General features: G+C 42.0%; 18 protein-coding genes. 7 read left to right on the top strand and 11 right to left on the bottom strand.

The window, feature by feature from the left end:
- Nucleotides 1–126: 126 nt before the first annotated feature.
- On the bottom strand, nucleotides 127–693 hold the full coding sequence (ahpC, locus tag CAN34_RS04320; RefSeq protein ID WP_079692575.1) for an alkyl hydroperoxide reductase subunit C: 567 nt from the start codon (nucleotides 691–693) through the stop codon (nucleotides 127–129).
- A gap of 281 nt (nucleotides 694–974) precedes the next feature.
- Between ahpC and CAN34_RS04315 the strand changes: the two genes are divergently transcribed.
- Together CAN34_RS04315 and CAN34_RS04310 are read left to right on the top strand one after the other, a co-directional pair.
- A complete protein-coding gene (locus CAN34_RS04315; RefSeq protein WP_089554595.1) occupies nucleotides 975–1,883 on the top strand; it encodes a hydrogen peroxide-inducible genes activator in 909 nt (302 codons plus the stop codon).
- A 90-nt stretch (nucleotides 1,884–1,973) separates the two neighbouring features.
- The gene (locus tag CAN34_RS04310) at nucleotides 1,974–2,651 is read left to right on the top strand and encodes a hypothetical protein (protein WP_089554594.1); all 678 of its coding nucleotides are present in this window, start codon (nucleotides 1,974–1,976) and stop codon (nucleotides 2,649–2,651) included.
- Here CAN34_RS04310 and CAN34_RS04305 read toward each other — a convergent pair.
- The 7 genes from CAN34_RS04305 to CAN34_RS04275 form a co-directional block, all read right to left on the bottom strand.
- Complete coding sequence (locus CAN34_RS04305; RefSeq protein ID WP_089554593.1) at nucleotides 2,629–3,234, bottom strand: methyltransferase domain-containing protein; 606 nt, start codon at nucleotides 3,232–3,234, stop codon at nucleotides 2,629–2,631. The two genes, CAN34_RS04310 and CAN34_RS04305, sit on opposite strands and share 23 nt — an antisense overlap.
- Nucleotides 3,235–3,349: 115 nt before the next feature.
- Nucleotides 3,350–4,027, bottom strand: a complete 678-nt coding sequence (locus tag CAN34_RS04300) for a M48 family metallopeptidase (RefSeq protein WP_089554592.1) — start codon at nucleotides 4,025–4,027, stop codon at nucleotides 3,350–3,352.
- A gap of 2 nt (nucleotides 4,028–4,029) precedes the next feature.
- Nucleotides 4,030–5,646, bottom strand: coding sequence for a DUF1513 domain-containing protein (locus CAN34_RS04295; protein ID WP_089554591.1), 1,617 nt, complete (start codon nucleotides 5,644–5,646; stop codon nucleotides 4,030–4,032).
- A gap of 3 nt (nucleotides 5,647–5,649) precedes the next feature.
- A complete protein-coding gene (locus tag CAN34_RS04290; RefSeq protein WP_089554590.1) occupies nucleotides 5,650–6,810 on the bottom strand; it encodes an imelysin family protein in 1,161 nt (386 codons plus the stop codon).
- 106 nt (nucleotides 6,811–6,916) lie between these two features.
- The gene (locus CAN34_RS04285; protein ID WP_254423087.1) at nucleotides 6,917–8,488 is read right to left on the bottom strand and encodes a di-heme oxidoredictase family protein; all 1,572 of its coding nucleotides are present in this window, start codon (nucleotides 8,486–8,488) and stop codon (nucleotides 6,917–6,919) included.
- Between the two features lie 366 nt (nucleotides 8,489–8,854).
- Nucleotides 8,855–10,309, bottom strand: coding sequence for an imelysin family protein (locus CAN34_RS04280; RefSeq protein WP_089554588.1), 1,455 nt, complete (start codon nucleotides 10,307–10,309; stop codon nucleotides 8,855–8,857).
- 300 nt (nucleotides 10,310–10,609) lie between these two features.
- Nucleotides 10,610–11,263, bottom strand: coding sequence for an OmpA family protein (locus CAN34_RS04275; RefSeq protein WP_079692584.1), 654 nt, complete (start codon nucleotides 11,261–11,263; stop codon nucleotides 10,610–10,612).
- A gap of 489 nt (nucleotides 11,264–11,752) precedes the next feature.
- Here CAN34_RS04275 and CAN34_RS04270 point away from each other — a divergent pair, with 489 nt between their 5' ends.
- The 5 genes from CAN34_RS04270 (at nucleotide 11,753) to minE (ending at nucleotide 16,481) form a co-directional block, all read left to right on the top strand.
- Nucleotides 11,753–12,721 (top strand): acyltransferase, encoded by a 969-nt coding sequence (locus CAN34_RS04270; RefSeq protein WP_089554587.1) that lies wholly within the window; start codon nucleotides 11,753–11,755, stop codon nucleotides 12,719–12,721.
- A gap of 181 nt (nucleotides 12,722–12,902) precedes the next feature.
- A complete protein-coding gene (locus tag CAN34_RS04265; protein ID WP_089554586.1) occupies nucleotides 12,903–14,021 on the top strand; it encodes a hypothetical protein in 1,119 nt (372 codons plus the stop codon).
- Nucleotides 14,022–14,100: 79 nt separating this feature from the next.
- A complete protein-coding gene (gene minC, locus CAN34_RS04260; protein ID WP_089554585.1) occupies nucleotides 14,101–14,997 on the top strand; it encodes a septum site-determining protein MinC in 897 nt (298 codons plus the stop codon).
- A gap of 378 nt (nucleotides 14,998–15,375) precedes the next feature.
- Complete coding sequence (gene minD / locus CAN34_RS04255; RefSeq protein ID WP_079692589.1) at nucleotides 15,376–16,188, top strand: septum site-determining protein MinD; 813 nt, start codon at nucleotides 15,376–15,378, stop codon at nucleotides 16,186–16,188.
- A gap of 2 nt (nucleotides 16,189–16,190) precedes the next feature.
- Entirely contained in the window at nucleotides 16,191–16,481 is a 291-nt protein-coding gene (minE, locus tag CAN34_RS04250; protein ID WP_079692590.1) for a cell division topological specificity factor MinE, read from the top strand.
- A 112-nt stretch (nucleotides 16,482–16,593) separates the two neighbouring features.
- On the opposite strand, the gene CAN34_RS04245 is transcribed toward minE, so the two are convergent.
- The 3 genes from CAN34_RS04245 to CAN34_RS04235 form a co-directional block, all read right to left on the bottom strand.
- Nucleotides 16,594–17,121, bottom strand: a complete 528-nt coding sequence (locus CAN34_RS04245; RefSeq protein WP_089554584.1) for a cytochrome b — start codon at nucleotides 17,119–17,121, stop codon at nucleotides 16,594–16,596.
- A 128-nt stretch (nucleotides 17,122–17,249) separates the two neighbouring features.
- Nucleotides 17,250–17,753 carry a hypothetical protein gene (locus CAN34_RS04240; protein ID WP_089554583.1) on the bottom strand — a complete coding sequence of 168 codons (504 nt, stop codon included), beginning with the start codon at nucleotides 17,751–17,753 and terminating at the stop codon, nucleotides 17,250–17,252.
- The coding region (locus tag CAN34_RS04235; protein WP_133063015.1) for a chemotaxis protein CheB at nucleotides 17,750–18,161 on the bottom strand (412 nt) is incomplete at its 5' end. The genes CAN34_RS04235 and CAN34_RS04240, both read right to left, overlap by 4 nt.

Below are 18,161 nucleotides of genomic sequence, written 5' to 3'. Positions count from 1 at the left end.
TCATACATATAAAAAGACCCCATTAGCATAAGTTAATGGGGTCTTTTGTTGAAGCTTGATTTAGTACGACCAATCAGTAACTACTGCTTTTAATAGTACTAAAATCTTAATCTAATCAATAATTGCTTAGATCTTACCTACTAGATCAAGACTTGGTTTTAGCGTTTCTTGACCAGCTTCCCAAGCTGCTGGGCAAACTTCGCCGTCGTTTTCACGAACGTATTGTGCTGCTTTCACTTTACGTAACATGTCTTTTGCACTACGGCCGATACCGCCAGCATGAATCTCAGCAACTTGAATCAAGCCGTCTGGGTCTACTAGGAATGTACCGCGCTCAGCAAGACCAGCTTCTTCAATCATGACGTTAAAGCCACGAGTGATGCGACCAGTAGGATCGCCAATCATTGGGTAAGTAACTTTACCAATTGCTTCTGAAGAATCATGCCATGCTTTATGGGTGAAATGGGTATCAGTTGATACTGAGTACACTTCTACGCCTAAACCTTTTAGCTCGTCATAATGAGCGGCCATGTCTTCAAGTTCAGTTGGGCAAACAAAAGTAAAATCAGCTGGGTAAAATAGGAAAATCGCCCAGTTGCCTTTTACGTCTTCTGAAGTGATGGTTTTGAACTCACCATTTACATATGCATCAGCTGAAAATTCTGGGATTTCTTGATTGATAATAGACGCCATGAGTGGCTCCTTTATAGTTAAGTTAATTGAAATTTATTTACATGATTGTTTCAGTTAAGCCTTTAATTATCTGGGCTACCTGACAAACTATACGCGAATTCTATGGTTAATCCAGTTAAAAGTTTTTAATGTGATGTTTTGTTTTATTAAACTTGTTAAACTATTCTCTCTGCTTTTTATCATCAGTGCACTATGCGTAAGTAACTACATCTCATTGGATAAATGCACAAAATAAATAAGCACAACCAATTGCCTTAAACAGCTATTAATAGAGAGGTTTTATGATTACCTTACGTCAACTTGAGTTTGCCTTAGCAGTCGCTAAACACCGTCATTTTAAACGTGCAGCGGAAGACTGTAATATCTCACAATCAGCACTAAGTCTTGGTATCGCAGAGTTAGAAAAGCAACTGGATACGCAGATTTTTGAGCGTAACAACAAGCAAGTACTGATTACTCCTATCGGTGAAGATATCTTGGTGCGGGCGCAGCGCGTGTTTTCGGAAGTCAATGATTTAACCACGCGCGCGCACAGCCATCAGTCGCCACTAGCTTATCCTATGACCGTTGGTATTATTCCAACGATTGCCCCTTATTTACTTCCTAAAGTGTTGCCTGCACTACGAGCGCACTATCCAGAATTCCGTATGACCATCGTCGAGCAACAAACCGAGCGCTTGCTTGAACAAGTGCGTTATGGTCATATTGATACGGCTATCATTGCGCTACCTTATGCGGTAGATGGCTTGCATAGCTTTGAGTTTTGGGCAGAAGATTTCTTTGCCGTATTCCCTAAAGACGATGTCCACGCCAAACTTAAAACCATCAATGCCGATGAGCTAGCCACTGCCAATCTCATGTTACTTGGCGAAGGACACTGCCTGACTGATCAGACGCTATCCGTCTGTCACTTTGACCGTGCACAGATGAAATCCAGCTTTTCGGATGCCAGCTTAAATACCTTAATCCAAATGGCACTTGCTAACATGGGCACGACCTTGGTGCCGGAAATGGCGCTCGATCAATTGCATCTACAAAACCAAAACGCGGTCGCAGTACCACTGGCAGAGAAAGGTCCGCATCGTCATATTGCCTTTGTCACTCGTCTGAATTATGCCCGCGTTGATGATGTCAATTTGCTTGGTAAGCTATTTAAGCAAGCGTTTGAAGATGCTACTGATAAAAACTGATGTGGTATTGATTAACGTGGCATTGAGTGGTATTGAGTACTATCGAAAGACATGATAAATGACAGTTATTCATAAAAATACAGGTTAAATATGGACGAGCTTTCGCAAATAAATGCTGAGCTAGGCAATCGTTTTACGACGCATTTATCTGCTCTTACTCTTAATAGTAATATTACGCCAGCAGAAGTAAAAGTGCTCTGGCAGGATATCACGATTCGTTATAACGAGTCGCAGCGTGCTTACCATACTCTAAAGCATATCCAGCAATTATTTGGACAGTTTGAGCAGATCAAAAACGCTCTTCACGAGCCACATATTATCGCCTTGGCACTCTATTATCATGACGTAATATATGAGCCAACGCGCTCAGATAACGAGTTAAAAAGTGCAGAATATGCGCTAGCAGCGTTAAGTTACTATCTGAGTGATGAGCAATGCCAATATATCTACACGCTTATTATGATGACTGCCACTCATCAACTTAATGAGTTAGCAGGTGAGGATAAAAACAGTGATGCGGCTTATTTATTAGATATGGACTTAAGTATTTTAGGTGCGCCTTGGTCTGATTATGATCAGTACGCGCAAGCCGTCCGTCAAGAATATGCACATGTAGCAAAAGAAAATTACCTCGTTGGGCGCATTGCGGTATTGGAGAAACTATTAACGCATCCAACACTTTATCTGACTGATTACTATCATTCACGTTTAGAACAGCAAGCTCGAGACAATATTAAGCATGAGATTACTGTTTTACGTGCATCTTAATAAACAACTCACTGCCTTGACGTGCTGGGTGTGAGTTATAGCTTGGCTCCATGATTTCAATGTCAAAATGAGTCGCAAAACGCTGCTGATATTCCTCTCTTGTACCGCCAAATGGTGGTTCCTGTCGTCCAAAATCCTTATCAAATAGCAAACCAACTAGCTTACCTTTAGCTTTAAGCAACGTTGCCATGTGCTGGATGTACTCATCTCGGCGCGCAGGATTTATCGCACAAAAAAACGTCTGCTCAAGTACCCAATCAAACTGGTATTGCTCAGGAGATAAATTAAAAAAATCCGAGCAGATTAACTGCTCAGCTGGAAAATCAGGATAACGCTCAGCAAATGCCTGAATCGGCGCAGGCGCAAAATCAACCAAGGTAACATTGGTAAATCCTTGCTCATGCAAGTATCCAACTTCATAAGCATTACCTGCACCCGGCACTAAAATGGCCTGATTTTTAGCCGATTCAGGTAGCTGGTCGATATAAGCCTTTAGCGGTGGTGATACCTGACCCATATCCCAGCCAATACTGTCTTGCTCATAACGCTGCTGCCAAAATTCTGCTTGATTAACGTTTTCCATATGACATCCCTGTATATATGATAGATAATACGTTTATTTAAACGACATGATTTGTATCGTTATTAATCATCATAGCAGTCTTAATGCGATTATGGATATTATTTAGCTGAAGCCTTTAATCTAATTGCCCTGTTTTACCGGCCAGCATATTATGCCAATGCTGATAATCGGGCATCGCTGTTGCAACTGTTTGCCAGAACGCAGCACTATGATTGGCATGATGTAAATGGCACAGCTCATGGACAATGACATATTCGGTACATTCAATAGGATAAGCAGGCAAATAAACAGATAACCAAATTCGGCGCGCACGGGTATTACAACTGCCCCAGCGCGTATGCATTTTTTTTAGGCGTATCTCATTGGCTGTTGCACCGACAATTGGTTGCCATTTATCAAATAATGAAGGCATTACTTCGGAGAGCTGTTGCCGATAGTAGGCAATTTTTTCATCGTGGTTCAAAGTGAACGGCTGCGCTATACCCCACAATAAAAGTGGGCTATCAGCAATTGAAGATTCGGACGAGGTGCTTTGCTTACGCTTGTATTGTTCTAAAACTTGCTTATGGTTTTCTATGGCCCATGGCACTCGCTTAGCAATAGACTGTGCCATTTGCATCGGGCTGATAAACTTGGGGACAGACACCAGCAATATGTGTGGCTTTAAGCGAAAATTAATATTCTTGACGCGCTTTTTGGTCACCTGTAACTCAATACCTGCCTCTGACAAACGTTGAATAGCACTCTCTAATAAAGACATACTATGTACAGGATGTTCAGGTAGTAAGCTCATGCTCAAAGCGCTTGCAAATGGTTATCAAAAGACATCATATGTCGTTTGCTATCTTTAGCGATACGTTCAACTTTATTTATAACAGCCGATGCTACTGTTGCCAAATGCTCGACGTGCAATTTAGTTAGTTGACCTTGCCCATCGCTAACGATAAAGCCTGATTCCTTACACTTATCCTTATCCTTAACATCATTGTTAATATCGCTGCCTACATTATTAGGTGGCACTGAATTAGCTAGCACTGATGCGCCTGCACAATCTGGCAGACTGACATCATTAATCAACGTACGACTATTTAGATCGAAAATTGCCGCACAACCGCCAATCGGTGTGGTAACACATAATAGGTTACGCTCACTATCAACCGCTACACTGGCGATATATTGATGAAAGCGTTGCCACTGGTTATCAGGCATCGTCAAAGATTTAAAACTTGTATCGCCACGTTTATGAGTGAGCACCAATGACACATTGATATGTTTTTCACCTTGAAACTGAATGCCAATCATCACTGTGCCATCATTATGCATGGCTAAATGGCGCACGCTCATCTGATTATGCTCTGGAGTAATTTGTTCTAATAACTTACCTTCATGACGATTTAGGTAAACCAATGATGGAAGCATAATGTCAAGATTCAGCTCTTCGCGTGAGGCTTGCTCGGTCTTGATACCACCGTTAGCAATAACTAAGGTCTCATCATCCGGATGCATTATCAGCTCATGTGGACCGATACCGTGCGAGTCAAATTCTGCTACTTTTTGATAATCTCCATGAGCATTATAAACACCGATCTTACCATCTAAACTTTGCGTATCATTCTCGGTCACATATAACGTTGAGCCATCCAAACTATAGCAAGCATGACCATAAAAATGGCGGCGGTCTGATGCTTTGATAGCAAACCTTACTTGTCCTGTTGCGGTGTCGAGCACCCAGAATTTCTCACTTGGACGACGACCCATCACTACAACGTCACGATTTTGACAGCTTTGACGACTATTAAGACTATTATCTTGATCGTTCAAAATGGGCTGAACGACAATATCATGGACACGTTCAGGCATGGTGGTTTGCCAAACTATTTCTCTATCCGCATCGATACCAACTACCCCAAAGTCGTTTTCATCATTACTGTCGTCATTTATCAATGAGATATTTTTTGGCATAGCAGCGACGCCACTGACCCAACAAACTGGTCGCGCCAGCATGGTCGTGGTATGCATTGCGCTAAAATCGTTTGTACCAAGACTATTATTACTAGTATGCTCATCATTAATGGGTAGACAATAAGCCTGTTGCCACGCACAAGCCGCTTGCTGACAGGCGGAGCTAAAACGCATTAGCGGCGGCTTCGATATTGACGGCAATAAGTGCAACTGCGAACAGATACCAGTCAGATAATCTTGCCAGCTCGAATCAGGCTGACGCTGCTTGCGATAGCGATGATGAATGCTAAGCAGCGCTGCTGTACCCATTACCGTACCAAATGCTGTCAGTGCTGACGTTATCAGTAACTCATGGTTTGATAACTTGTCTGCTTGCTGCGCTTTTAGTTCATTCGATTGACAAGTATCTTCAGTAATGGACATTACTGTCTTAGTTTCGATAGTAGGCATTATTTAATCGCCATCGGTACTATTAAAGCCGACACGGATACCAAGTGTCGGAATCAATTGGCGTTTAATCATACGAGTAATGGTCGTAAGATTGTCATACAATTCTTGCTGCGTGGTTTTATCGGCAGTGGCTAGATCTTCTGGCATTTGTGCCAATAATGTCGTGGTATCAGCAAGTGCGGTCGATAGATTATCAGCTACTGCATTTTCATCATTACTACCCAAAATGGCAGTAAGCACCGGATCGGTCATGGTTTTATTCAATATCGCCAATTTAGCATTGATAATCGCGCGACTTTGCCCTGCGGTCGCAGCTGGTAAATGACCCTTAGCTTTACCTGTTAGACCTAGCGGCTGATCGATGGCGTTAGATTTCATGGTCTCAACCAATGATAGCAAAGAGTTAAACCATTGGTTCAACCCTTGGTCGCTTTCCGCCGTTTTATCAATTTCTAATAAATCGGTTGAGTTTTGCTGCCAGTTTTTCTCAATATCTTTGAGGCGTGTGCTCAATGCGCTGCTCGCACTCATCACATACGCGCACTGACCAGCGTCCAAGCTGTCATTAGCATATAACGCTTCTTCTAATCCTGGTACACCTTGGACAATGGCGCTTTCGTTCGCGAGCTGCTCAGCGGTCAGTTTGGGATTGGCAGTAATCAGATCTGCAACGCCGCTATGGACCAGACCGCGTTCGTCAGGATAATAATTAATATATAGATTGCTCATACTGGCAGTCGCAGGACCGAAATTGACCATCTCAGCACTCGCCCAAGCTTGCGCTAATACCAACCATTGGTCACGCAGCGCTTGCAATTCATCACCGCTTACTGGCGCTTGCTGGCAATGCTTCTGTGCCAAATCATGCAACAAATCGCTCTGTTTAGCCGCATCAGCATACGCTGGAATAACAATGTCATTAGCCACATGGGTTAAGTAAGTTTTTTCAGTATCAGCGCTGATATCTACCGCGATAATTTTTTTCTCACTATTGTTATCACTGCTGGCTGTATTTTCACTGGTTTTGGGTTCAGCGCTATCTTGCGCCACCTTTTGGCTGTCAGACTCTGGTGCTTTATTTTCATCAGCCGGTTTAACGCAGCTGATAAGTATTCCGGCACTTAATGCCGATAGCACCATTGCTAAAGCAGGGTTTATTCTCATAGGTTTCTCGGTAACATTATGAATAATTATTTAAATCGTCATATCTAAATTGGAAGACAATGTCGTTAACAGTCGTTTATTTGCTCGTTCAAAATTCATAATGATTTTATAGTGATTGTAAAAAAGCGTTCAATTCAGTACGCCCTTGTTTATCGAGCTTTAGCACTTTTTGCTGTTGTTTTTTAGCTTCTCCGCCATGCCACAATACCGCTTCCATCAGTGTACGGGCGCGGCCATCATGTAAAAATGTCGCTTGTGGATCAACAGTTTGGGCAAGACCAATGCCCCATAATGCCGGTGTACGCCATTCATAAGAGTTGGCTAAAAACTCAACCTGTAAGTTTTTGGGCGGTAGCTTGCCAGCGATTGTACGATCCGCAAGATCATCACCCATGTCATGTAACAGCAAATCTGTATAAGGATAAATCACTTGTCCATGCTGCTCAATATGATCATCGTCGGTTTTTGGCAACTGATACCTTGGCGTATGGCAGCTTTGACAGCCCATATCATAAAAGCGCTTTTTGCCAGCTAATACCAGCTTGTCATCCGCATTACGGCGATGCGGCACCGCTAAATTACGTGTATAAAACTCTACAAATTTTGCCACTTCATCATTAACTTCAACCGGTTGCTTACCATTACCTTGCTCATCAGCGCCAGTTGCGGCATTCATACAAGCGCTTTGCGTCGGCATACACGACTCTGTAGGGCGAATACTTGAGGTTAATCCCATGTCTTCATTAAAGGCACTTTGGTTTTGAGTAAGCAGCTTGGTTTGACCTGCTTTCCAGCCAAAGCGTCCTAATGCGACTTTACCCGTTTGCGGATCCATGACTAAATTGAATTTACCTTTAATATCACTGCTGTTTTTATGATTGCTAGCCACTTGTTTTTTAATATCAGCATCAGGTATTTGTTCGAGTAGCCCCAGCCCGATCATGGGTAAAGCAATACGCGGCGATACCATGAGTTCACCATCAAATGGACCATAACCTGGATTGGTTAAGTTAAAGATCGGTGCGCGCAATGTTTCGACATATCCATCAGCAAAAGTGACCGGCTTATCGGTCCATTGGACGGCAATTCTTGCTTCTGCTGGAACGCCTTGAATACCGCGATCTTGCAATTGACCGCCATACATAGGATGGACGACTTTCTCGATAAGCGAATCCTGCAACTGCTGCCGCTGCTCATCGGTGGTCGCTGGCATGGCCAGACGAATGAGCAAGCTGTCTGCATCGTCATCACTAGTCATAGGAGCGTGACCACGACCGTCTTTTACATGACATGATTGACAAGCAGCGACGTTAAATAATGCGCCAAGACCATCACGGCTATCCGTACTAGCAGGGGCAATCACCCACGGTTGTCGAAAAAACGCATTGCCAATAAAGAACGAGCCTTTACGAGATGCGGTGATGTTTGACGAAGGTTTGGAGTAACTCTCGCTACTTGTAATACTGATGCCAGTATCACCACCTTGCTTAATCTCTTGCGGATCAAAGTTTGCCAGCTGCTGCATAGGCACGCCTGCCAGCGCCTCAATCGTCTGCGCGCGTTCAGAAGTTAATGCCTGAGATTGTGCGTTTTTTTGAGTTTTATTATCACTTTCAGCCGTATTATTAGCAACATCATCAGTCGGCTGACAGGCACTTATCGATAGTGCGCATAGCATCCCTAACGATAGTTTTAATGGCGCAGTTTTGTGGATAAAAGAAGCGTAAAACGAGGCGTATTGTTTAACTTTTAAGACATTGGTGATGGTCATAGAGAGTACCTTAGTTCTAGTATAGAACCATTAAAATCGCGTGCTATAAAGTTCTTCACTTCTAGTCGATAAGTAACAGCTGCGCACTGACCTATCCGGCTATTTTAATACGCTATAAAAAAACACGCTGCCAACCAAAATTGACAACGTGTTTATTATACATAATTTACTTTCTTATGAAAATAATTCTCATTAACTTATAGCGACTTATCAGGCATTATAAATACATATATCTGATAATATTAAGTAGTGATAATTTAAAACAATAATGACTTAAAACTGTGAGCCTGCGTCGGCGTCTAGATTATCAATGCCAACCGCTTTTGCTGCATTTTCAATACCAGCCGTCAGCTCTTGTAAACTGGTAATGCTGCTTTCAATCCAACCACGGCGCTTATTTTGCTCCTCAGCAGAAATACCATGTTTACTTGCTTGTCCTACCGTCGCGATCATCTGATCAACCTTGATATTCTCTTTTTCGCCTTTTTCGACAATCACATTAAAGGTGGCTTCTACCTTTGCAAAATCAGCAGCTAGCTTATCAGCAGCTTCTTTGTTGCCCGTATCGACAAGGTAGTTTTTAACTCCATAACCGCCTACCGTTTTACCAGCGACTGTTTTATAACTACCATTAAAGACGTTTTGAATACCACGGGCATTATTGGCGTAGCTTAGATGGGTCAAGTCACTAAAGCACTCATGCTCATCTTCGGTAGAACCGGTGACAAAAGCCACTTGTATACGCTCAGAAGCAAGCTCACCCAGCGCTAAGCTCCCCATCTGATACATGATTTGGCGCAGACCATTCGTGTCTTTACGCGCCATCATATCACTACGTAAGGTATTTTCACTGTCAGGTTGCCACTGCGCTTCCATCGCTGTTAGGTCGTCGACCAGCAGCTGAGTGGCCGCTTTTAAATATTGACCGCGGCGCTCACAAATACTCGCGTCGGTATTTGCGCTATCACCACTGGTACATTCACCATCAGTGGTTACGTAGTCGCTAACTGGGCGATTACCAGCACCTTCAGCAACGCCATTGGTGTCTTGACCCCATAACATAAACTCAATCGCATGATAACCAGTTGTCACATTGGCTTCACTACCGCCGATCTCATTCATTTCAGCTAATAACTCGGGGGTGATGATACTGCTATCTTGTTTGATACTACCGACCGTAATGCTATCACTATTGATGATATTGTCTTTACTGTTGTACTCGCCTGCATAGTCGTCAGTAACGTAGTCAATCAATGCCTCATCTAGTGGCCAAGCATTAACCTGTCCTTCCCAACCATCAATGCTACCAATCTCACGTTTATCATTGGCCGTCACAAAACCTTCATCAAATCGGAAGACTTCAGTCTGCGAGTACGGCTGGCGCGCAGCTTTATAAGCGGCTTTTGCTGCATCCAAATTGGCTTGTGTTGGGGTTTCTACATAGGTGTTCACCGCAGTCTGTAAAATCTTTGCGGTTTCCAAAGAGTCTTTGTATGCAGCATGCGCCATATCAGCATAACTAATAAGTAAACGATCCGTATGTGCTTGGTCAGCTGCTGATAAGGTTTTACTATTTGTATTCTCTGTCTCTTTTACTTCAGCTTGCGCATCCGTTGTAGCTGTCTCATCAGACTGTTTGCTACAACCTGATAGCATTAATATCCCTGCCAGTGCAGCAGCTAAAGTGGTCGGTAAAATTTTACGGCTTGTCACTGTAGTGATATTCATATATGTCCTTGAAGGGCTGCACTAAAATAAGAAAGAAAGGGAAATAACAGAGATATTCAACATTGTTAGCAGTACCGCACATAAGCTAACTACGCTAGACGCTGGTTAATAATCGTCCATTCAGTCATAAAATACGAACGGAATATAAGTATCCAACAGTTGAATGATTGGGAATTATAATGTTATTGATAACTATTATCAAATATAATTTGCTAATGAGTAGACAAAATTTAATCAAAAAAAAGGCTAGCTTTCGCCAACCTTTTTATCTAAATGTTTATATTATCAATTTAATAATAATTAACGAACGCTATTTGGCGCATTAACCGTTAGCTCAACACGGCGGTTTTGCTGACGGCCATATTCACTGCTGTTATCAGCAACTGGACGAGACTCACCATAAGCGACTACGTTGATACGGCTAGATGATACGCCGCGTGCACTTAGGTAGTTAGCTACTGCATAAGCACGGTCACGTGATAATTTCATGTTATAAGAATCAGAACCTTTGCTATCAGTATGACCAGCGATGGTTACTGAGTTTTGGTTATACTCGTTCATCGTTGATGCAAGCTTATCAAGCGTTGGTTTAAATGAATTATTAAGGGTAGCGTCATCGAATGAGAAAGTGATGTTGCCTGGCATGACTAGATCAATGTTACCGTTTGCATTTGGAGTAACTGTTACACCAGTACCAGCCATTTGCTGCTCAAGCTGTCTAGCTTGACGCTCCATGTAATAACCAACGCCAGCACCCAGAACCCCACCAATAGCGGCATCACGACCAGTCTTGTCGCCGCCAGTCGCTTTAGAGATAGCTGCACCACCTGCCGCACCAGCTAGAGCGCCGATAGCAGATTTATTAAGACGCTGTTGTCCAGTGTTAGGATCCGTAGCACAGCCAGTAAGGGCCAAACCTGATGCTATTGCTGCAACCATTAATGTATTACGCATAATATTTCCTCATAATTTTTAAAATAAAATAATAGATAAGTTGTGTTTTTTATGAAAATTGCTTATGACAAATATCACTTAGCAACATCGTTTAGTTGTCTATCTACACTTTTATTATTATGGCAATCCCATTCTAATTGTGTGTAATATTTTGTCACATCTATGTATGAGAAGTGCATAAGTGTTTACAGACAATCCTCTAGAAATCATTATTATTTGTTATTATAAGTCATGTTTACACTCGTACACTCTGATTATTTTCTGCTAAAATCATGCCGTAAAGTGGATAGCAAATGGATAATATACCTCATAAGAACAATATTTCACTATCTTGCTCTGATAGACCTTCAGAGACTAGCGATGACCGTAAAAACAGTTGAATGCTAGAGTAGAAAGTAGAAATACTGGACTTATGTGGGTATATTAGAAGCAGCGATTGTAGAAAAACAGGCTTAATAGATTCATAAAACTAATATAAAGGGATTGGATATGCGATTTAACTCCACAATACAAAAAATACATAAGCGTACTCCTAAACTGGGCAAAGCGCTCTCGTTAGCGACCGCCACAGGTGTCATCACGGCCAATAGTATAGCTGCCGGTATCCCTATCTGGTTGATGGGTGCCACCAAAGCCATCACTGGCTCACAGATTGCAGATAAGACAGTGATTGGCGTCACTAATTATTGGATTAATAGCAACAATGCTGTAATTGATAATATTTTGCCGGATAAAGACTGGCGCATTAGCCTGCCTGATGATGTGCATACGCATGGTAAATACTTGCTGCTTAGTAACCATCAATCATGGGTCGATACCAGTATCGTGCAATATATTAGTGAAAAGCGTTTGCCATTAACGCGGTTTTTTACCAAGTTTGAGCTGATCTACATCCCTGTTATTGGTCAAGCCTTTTACTTTTTAGATTTCCCCATGATGCGTAGACATTCTAAAGAAGCCATCGCCAAGAATCCGGCTCTGCAAGGCAAAGATATCGAAGAAGCAAAACGCGCTTGCGCACTATTAAAGAACAAACCATTTACTTTGCTAAACTATTTAGAAGGTACGCGTTTTACACCCACTAAACGTGATAAGCAGCACTCACCTTATAAAAATTTATTAAAACCACGGGCGGGTGGTTTATCACTTGCTATAAATGCGCTAGGTGATGATATTGATGGTATTTTGGATATGACCATTGTTTATCCTGATGGTGTACCAACCTATGGCGATTTATGGAAAGGTAATATCAAACGCCTCGGCGTCGATGTTCGCCATATCAAGATGCCAAACGCATTATTTGCTGCTATCCAAGATGGTGGTTATGAAAATGACGAGACTGTCAAAGCAAAAATGTTTGATTGGGTAGAGCAAATTTGGCAGCAAAAAGACCAGCGTATTACAGAGATGTTAGCTGAATTTAATGTAACACCTGAGCTTGAAAATCAAAGCAATTAAAAATACTGATTTTGTATAAAAAGATAATTTGTAAAATATCAAATTATAATGGTTGATGGCTTGTTTTTTGATGTTATTCATTGATAATGTGAATAACCATTAAAACGCATTATTTATTTAGTAGTGATTGGCGTAAAGCCATTCATTGCTGATGCCACTTACTATTTAATAAGGTATGACTGTGCCCGCCTCTTCTACTACTAGCTCGCCTATAGAGTCAACGTCAGCGCTCAATCAGTCCCCAGCAGCATACTCAGAATTATCAGATAGCCTATCACCCCTATCACCGCAACCGAATCGCCCACAGCCAAATCGCTTGAAGCTGACTTATGACATTGTGATGATTGTCGCGATCAGTATCGATTTATTACTGATTAGTATTGATACTATCTTGATGAGTGACTTTATTAGCGCTAATGTCGCAGGTTGGCTGTCACTTAGTAATGCTGTGTTATGGTATCAAAATACGATACACGATTCACTGCGTACTGCGGGTGGCTTTTTTACTATATTCTTAGTGATTGAGTTACTGCTACGCTGGGCAGTTGCCATTAAACAAAAGATATATTATCGCTGGTTCTTTTTCCCCTTTGTGCATTGGTATGAAGTGCTGGGTTGCTTTCCACAGCTACGGGCGCTACGCTTGTTTCGAGCGGTGGTTATCGGGCGGCGCCTACACCAGCTCGGCTATCAAGTCCTACCGCAACCTTGGATCAATCGGATTAAATTCTATATCAATTTACTATTAGAAGAGCTGTCAGATCGCGTTGTTTTGACCACGATTGATAACTATCGGCAACAATTGACCGATCCTAAGATGCAAAAGTCGTTGATTGATGCGACCTTTAATCGCAATCGCAATGAGATTGAAGCCGCGCTCCTCTCCTTACTACGCCAAGAGCTTGCACCAAAATTGCAAAACCTGAATAGCAACTCAGAAAATGGCAAAATGCTCGCCATTGATATCGGTAATGCAGTCGAAAATGCACTGGCGAATACCCCAGAGCTGCACCGTTTGCTGCGCTTAATTCCAATAGCCGGTAAACTGATTGAAGGACAATTATTAAATATCGGCCATAATATTGGTGAAAATATCGTCAATGCTCTCAATGAGTGCTTGCTCGACCCTGAACGTATCGATACGCTAATGGTGGCAATTTCGCAAGGTGTCGCCCAACTTGATACTAATAATACTGCACTTGAAAGTCTTATAGCCCGTGTCTTCTCTGAGAGCTTGTCAGAATTTGAATCAAATTTAAAAATACAACAATGGAAGAATAAAGACATACTTAACTTATAGAATTTTTAAAATATCGACCTGATAATAAAAAACGGCACCGTGAATACAGCAACATGACCATCTTTTGAGGATTTATACTATGACAATTTCAGACAATAACCACCATGCCCTCGCCTCGACAACCACGCCAGCCTTAGCTTTTTATGGCAAAATGTTGACCTTTTCACGGTTGCAGTTTAGCACTGATGATTTTGCTGCGATTACAGCCCAACTGCAAACAACGCTGAGTAATAAGACCAGTCATATCCCAGTATTGATTGATAGTGAGGTAGAGCAAGATTTATCGGCATTGATAGAGCTACTTTGGTCTTGGGGCTTACAACCTATCGGCGTAGTGACAGGTCTGCTTGACGCCCAAGCACGCGAATTACGATTGGCGATATTCCCAGCAGATGGCAAGCGTATTGAGCGCATTTTGCCCAGCAAAAAGGCCACGACTCAGTTGAGCCAAGTAGCTGCTACGACTACGGCAGCTATTGATAGTAATAGCGAGCCTAAAACCGCTACTGATAACACTGATTCAGTAAACGGTAATCAAACGCTTGAAACGAGCGAAACCACTGAAGCGGCTTTATCTGTAGAATCTGCAGAAACACTTATTAGTGCTGAACATATTACCAGCCTGATCTACGATCAAATGCTGCGCTCAGGACAAAGCCTCAATCATGTCGGCGGCGATTTGATTTTGACCAACAGTGTCAATAGTGGTGCAGAAGCAATCACTGATAATAATTTACATGTATATGGTCGCGCCCAAGGACGCTTAGTCGCAGGTGCTACTGGCGATAAAGACGCGCGTATCTTCTGCCAAACATTTAACCCTTCTCTTGTTTCGGTAGCAGGTACTTATTGCTTACGCGACAATCTGCCTGAGCATGTGATTGATAAATCAGTAGAGGTACGTTTTTTGGAAGGTCAAGGACTGGTGTTTACTATAATAGATGAATCTCAGATTAATAAAGGCGTTAAACCGTAAATACTTACTGACACAAATGTACATATAACCACCAAATGGTTAGATGCATGGCTTAATTCATATTGTAGCAAGTTTATTTAACAAAACTGCGCTATGATGAATCTGTGGCTCTGCCACTATTTACCCCAACTGCAGTCGTCTATATATGACTAACAAAGCTAGCTTTATATACGAGTCCTTTTTAGGCTTTAGTTTTTAAGCTTTAATAGTGACTTACTATAAGTTTTGCTATATTTATGCTAGGCTTACGCTCGCAGATAGTACATATACGGTATATGGACAACCAGTAGATATGCTACTTTATATATGTGCTGTTTTATATAATAACTATCTCATCAACTCATAAATAATCTCATTAATTCATAGGAGTGTGCCATTGTGGCGAAGATTGTTGTAATCACTTCGGGTAAAGGCGGTGTGGGCAAAACCACGACCAGTGCGTCTTTTGCCGCCGGTTTAGCATTACGTGGCTATAAGACAGTTGTTATCGATTTTGATGTAGGCTTGCGTAATCTAGACTTGATTATGGGCTGCGAAAATCGAATTGTTTATGATTTTGTCGACGTTATCAATGGTAATGCACGCCTATCACAAGCGCTTGTCAAAGATAAGCAGCTAGAAAATCTATACATCTTGCCTGCCAGCCAAACGCGTGATAAAGACGCGTTGACAGACGAAGGCGTGGCAGAGGTTATGGAAGAGCTTTCTAAGCAATTCGACTATATCATTTGCGACTCACCTGCTGGTATCGAACGCGGTGCTCAGCTAGCGATGTATCATGCGGATGAAGCCATTATTGTGACTAACCCTGAGATCTCTTCAGTACGTGACTCAGATCGCATCATTGGTATTTTGCAAAGCCAGACAAAAAAGGTGGCTGAAAACCAAGGGGCTGTACGTGAGCATCTCATCATCACCCGCTATAATGCAGAGCGTGCAGCAGCTAACGAGATGATGGATATTGACACTATCTCAAACGACATCTTGAAAGTGCCTTTACTTGGCGTTGTTCCCGAAAGCCATTCAGTGCTTGAAGCATCTAACCACGGTGAGCCAGTGATTCATTATACGGATTCTGTTGCTGGTCAGTGTTATGACGATATTGTCGCTCGTTTCTTAGGTGAAGAGCGTCCGCTACGTCATATTGATGCGAAGAAAAAGAGTCTATTACAGCGCTGGTTTGGGGGTTAATAATGAGTAAGAAAAAAGGATTTTGGAGTAGTCTATTCGGCACGGATGACAACAGTAACTCAGGCAGCGCCAATATGGCAACTGAGCGTCTAAAAGTTATTGTTGCTAGCGAAAATCGCTTAAGCAATCGCTTGACCGCAGACCGTATCGAAAAAATGAAACGTGAGATATTAGAAGTGGTTAATAAGTATGTCAATGGCGTACAGATTGATGATGTCAATATCAATCATCGCTCTGAAGACAGCTTAGACGTGCTAGAGATGAATATTAATTTACCTGAACATAAAAAATAATTCTATTGACTATACAATAGATAGCTACACACTTTAATCGCTTATGAAGAAAAGCCCTAAGTATCCTACTTAGGGCTTTTTTGTGTACATATTTTCTATTATCTAGAATTCGCTATTTTATACGGCCTATTAAATTGTCTTTCTTCACAAACTGATGATATAAAGCAGCGCCGATATGTATAAGCGTAAAGGCGATAATCATTGGCCAGATAATATCGGTATGCCAGTCATTATAAAGTCGTGCCAAACCTCTATCTGGAGTAACAAATACCGGTATCTGAAACAAACCAAAAATATCAACCGGTCGACCACCATAAATAGACATGAGCAGTCCTGCTATTGGCATAGCAATTAGTAGTGCATATAGCGCAAAGTGCGATAATTGCGAGAGTAGCATTTGCCATTTTGGCATAACTACTGGTGGTGGCGCTTTCGTAAAGACGCGATTAATCACTCGCGCTATCATCCAAAACAACAAGCTAACCCCAAAAGCCTTATGTAATCCAATGTAGACTTTGCTATCAAGGTTGTTATACAACAGCATCATCATCCACGTGATTAGCAATAAAATTGCGCTAATCCAATGAAAAAGTCGACTAGTAGCCGACCACTTTGTCAGGTTTGAACGGGTATTGTTCATAAATTATTGTGTCACCTCTATCGCTAACGGCTGCTTAATGATGTGAATAGACAGCTACTGCCTGACAAAGCATAATTAACAAGCCATCGAAAAAACACTGATATAGAGCTTCATTATGAGTGAGCAAGCTAGCTGTCTAAATCAATCAATTGGTGTGCGATTTTATCTAAATCAGGCACCAAGTACAGTGTATTATCAATCATCACCGTTTGAAATAGGTAGGATAGCACAACATCTTCTTGCACACGCTCAAAAACCGTATCGATGTTGCTGTCTGTTTTGTAAAAATGCTCAGGAAGCTCAACATCTTTAACCTCAGAGATACGTGCTTGTAGTTGGCGCAGCTCACCAGCTGTCTGTAGCGCGATACGATGCGCTGACGTATTACCTTCTAATACAATCATTTTATCTGGCGTTTGATGACGCGGCAGCATATGGAAGACAGCGACTTCTTGTTGTTGCCACTCATAATTCCAAGTATGTTCGCTATACTCGTCTACACTCAAAATTAAACTACTAGGAATAATCCAGTCAGGCTGTTCAAACGCTGGGACGATAGTAACGTCGAGCATACCCTTGTTCGTGGTCAGTAAGCTTACTGCCTCAAACGAATGTTTTAAAATCTGTTTCATACGTCGCTCACAATAAATGAATGCGAAAAGGCGCTTGCCGCCCTTTCAGCAATATAGTCGGTAAGTTTTTGTGCTAAGGCCTTGGGACTACCGACAAATTTGCAATATCCTGAATCAATGATAGCTTGTGGCTGACTAGGGCAAGCACTTAAACTTGGCTCTTGCGCCCACAATTGACTGTCATTATCTTGAATTAAATCTAAATACTGCGTGCCATCGTTGCCCATACCTGAAAAGATAATGTTTATCAGATCACTGCCATAGACATCACTGGTGTTTTTAAGAATCTGACCGATAGCGGGTTTATAATCACCTTCCCAAGCCTGATCTAATAGGATAATTCGCCCTGTTGAATCGCAGATAATCTGTTTATCAATGGGTGCAATCAGACATTGACCGGCACGCAAG

Source organism: Psychrobacter sp. DAB_AL32B, from assembly GCF_002224105.1.
Classification (GTDB): domain Bacteria; phylum Pseudomonadota; class Gammaproteobacteria; order Pseudomonadales; family Moraxellaceae; genus Psychrobacter.
Note: the sequence above shows the minus strand (reverse complement) of the source record. Positions and strands in the feature narration are given on the sequence as shown.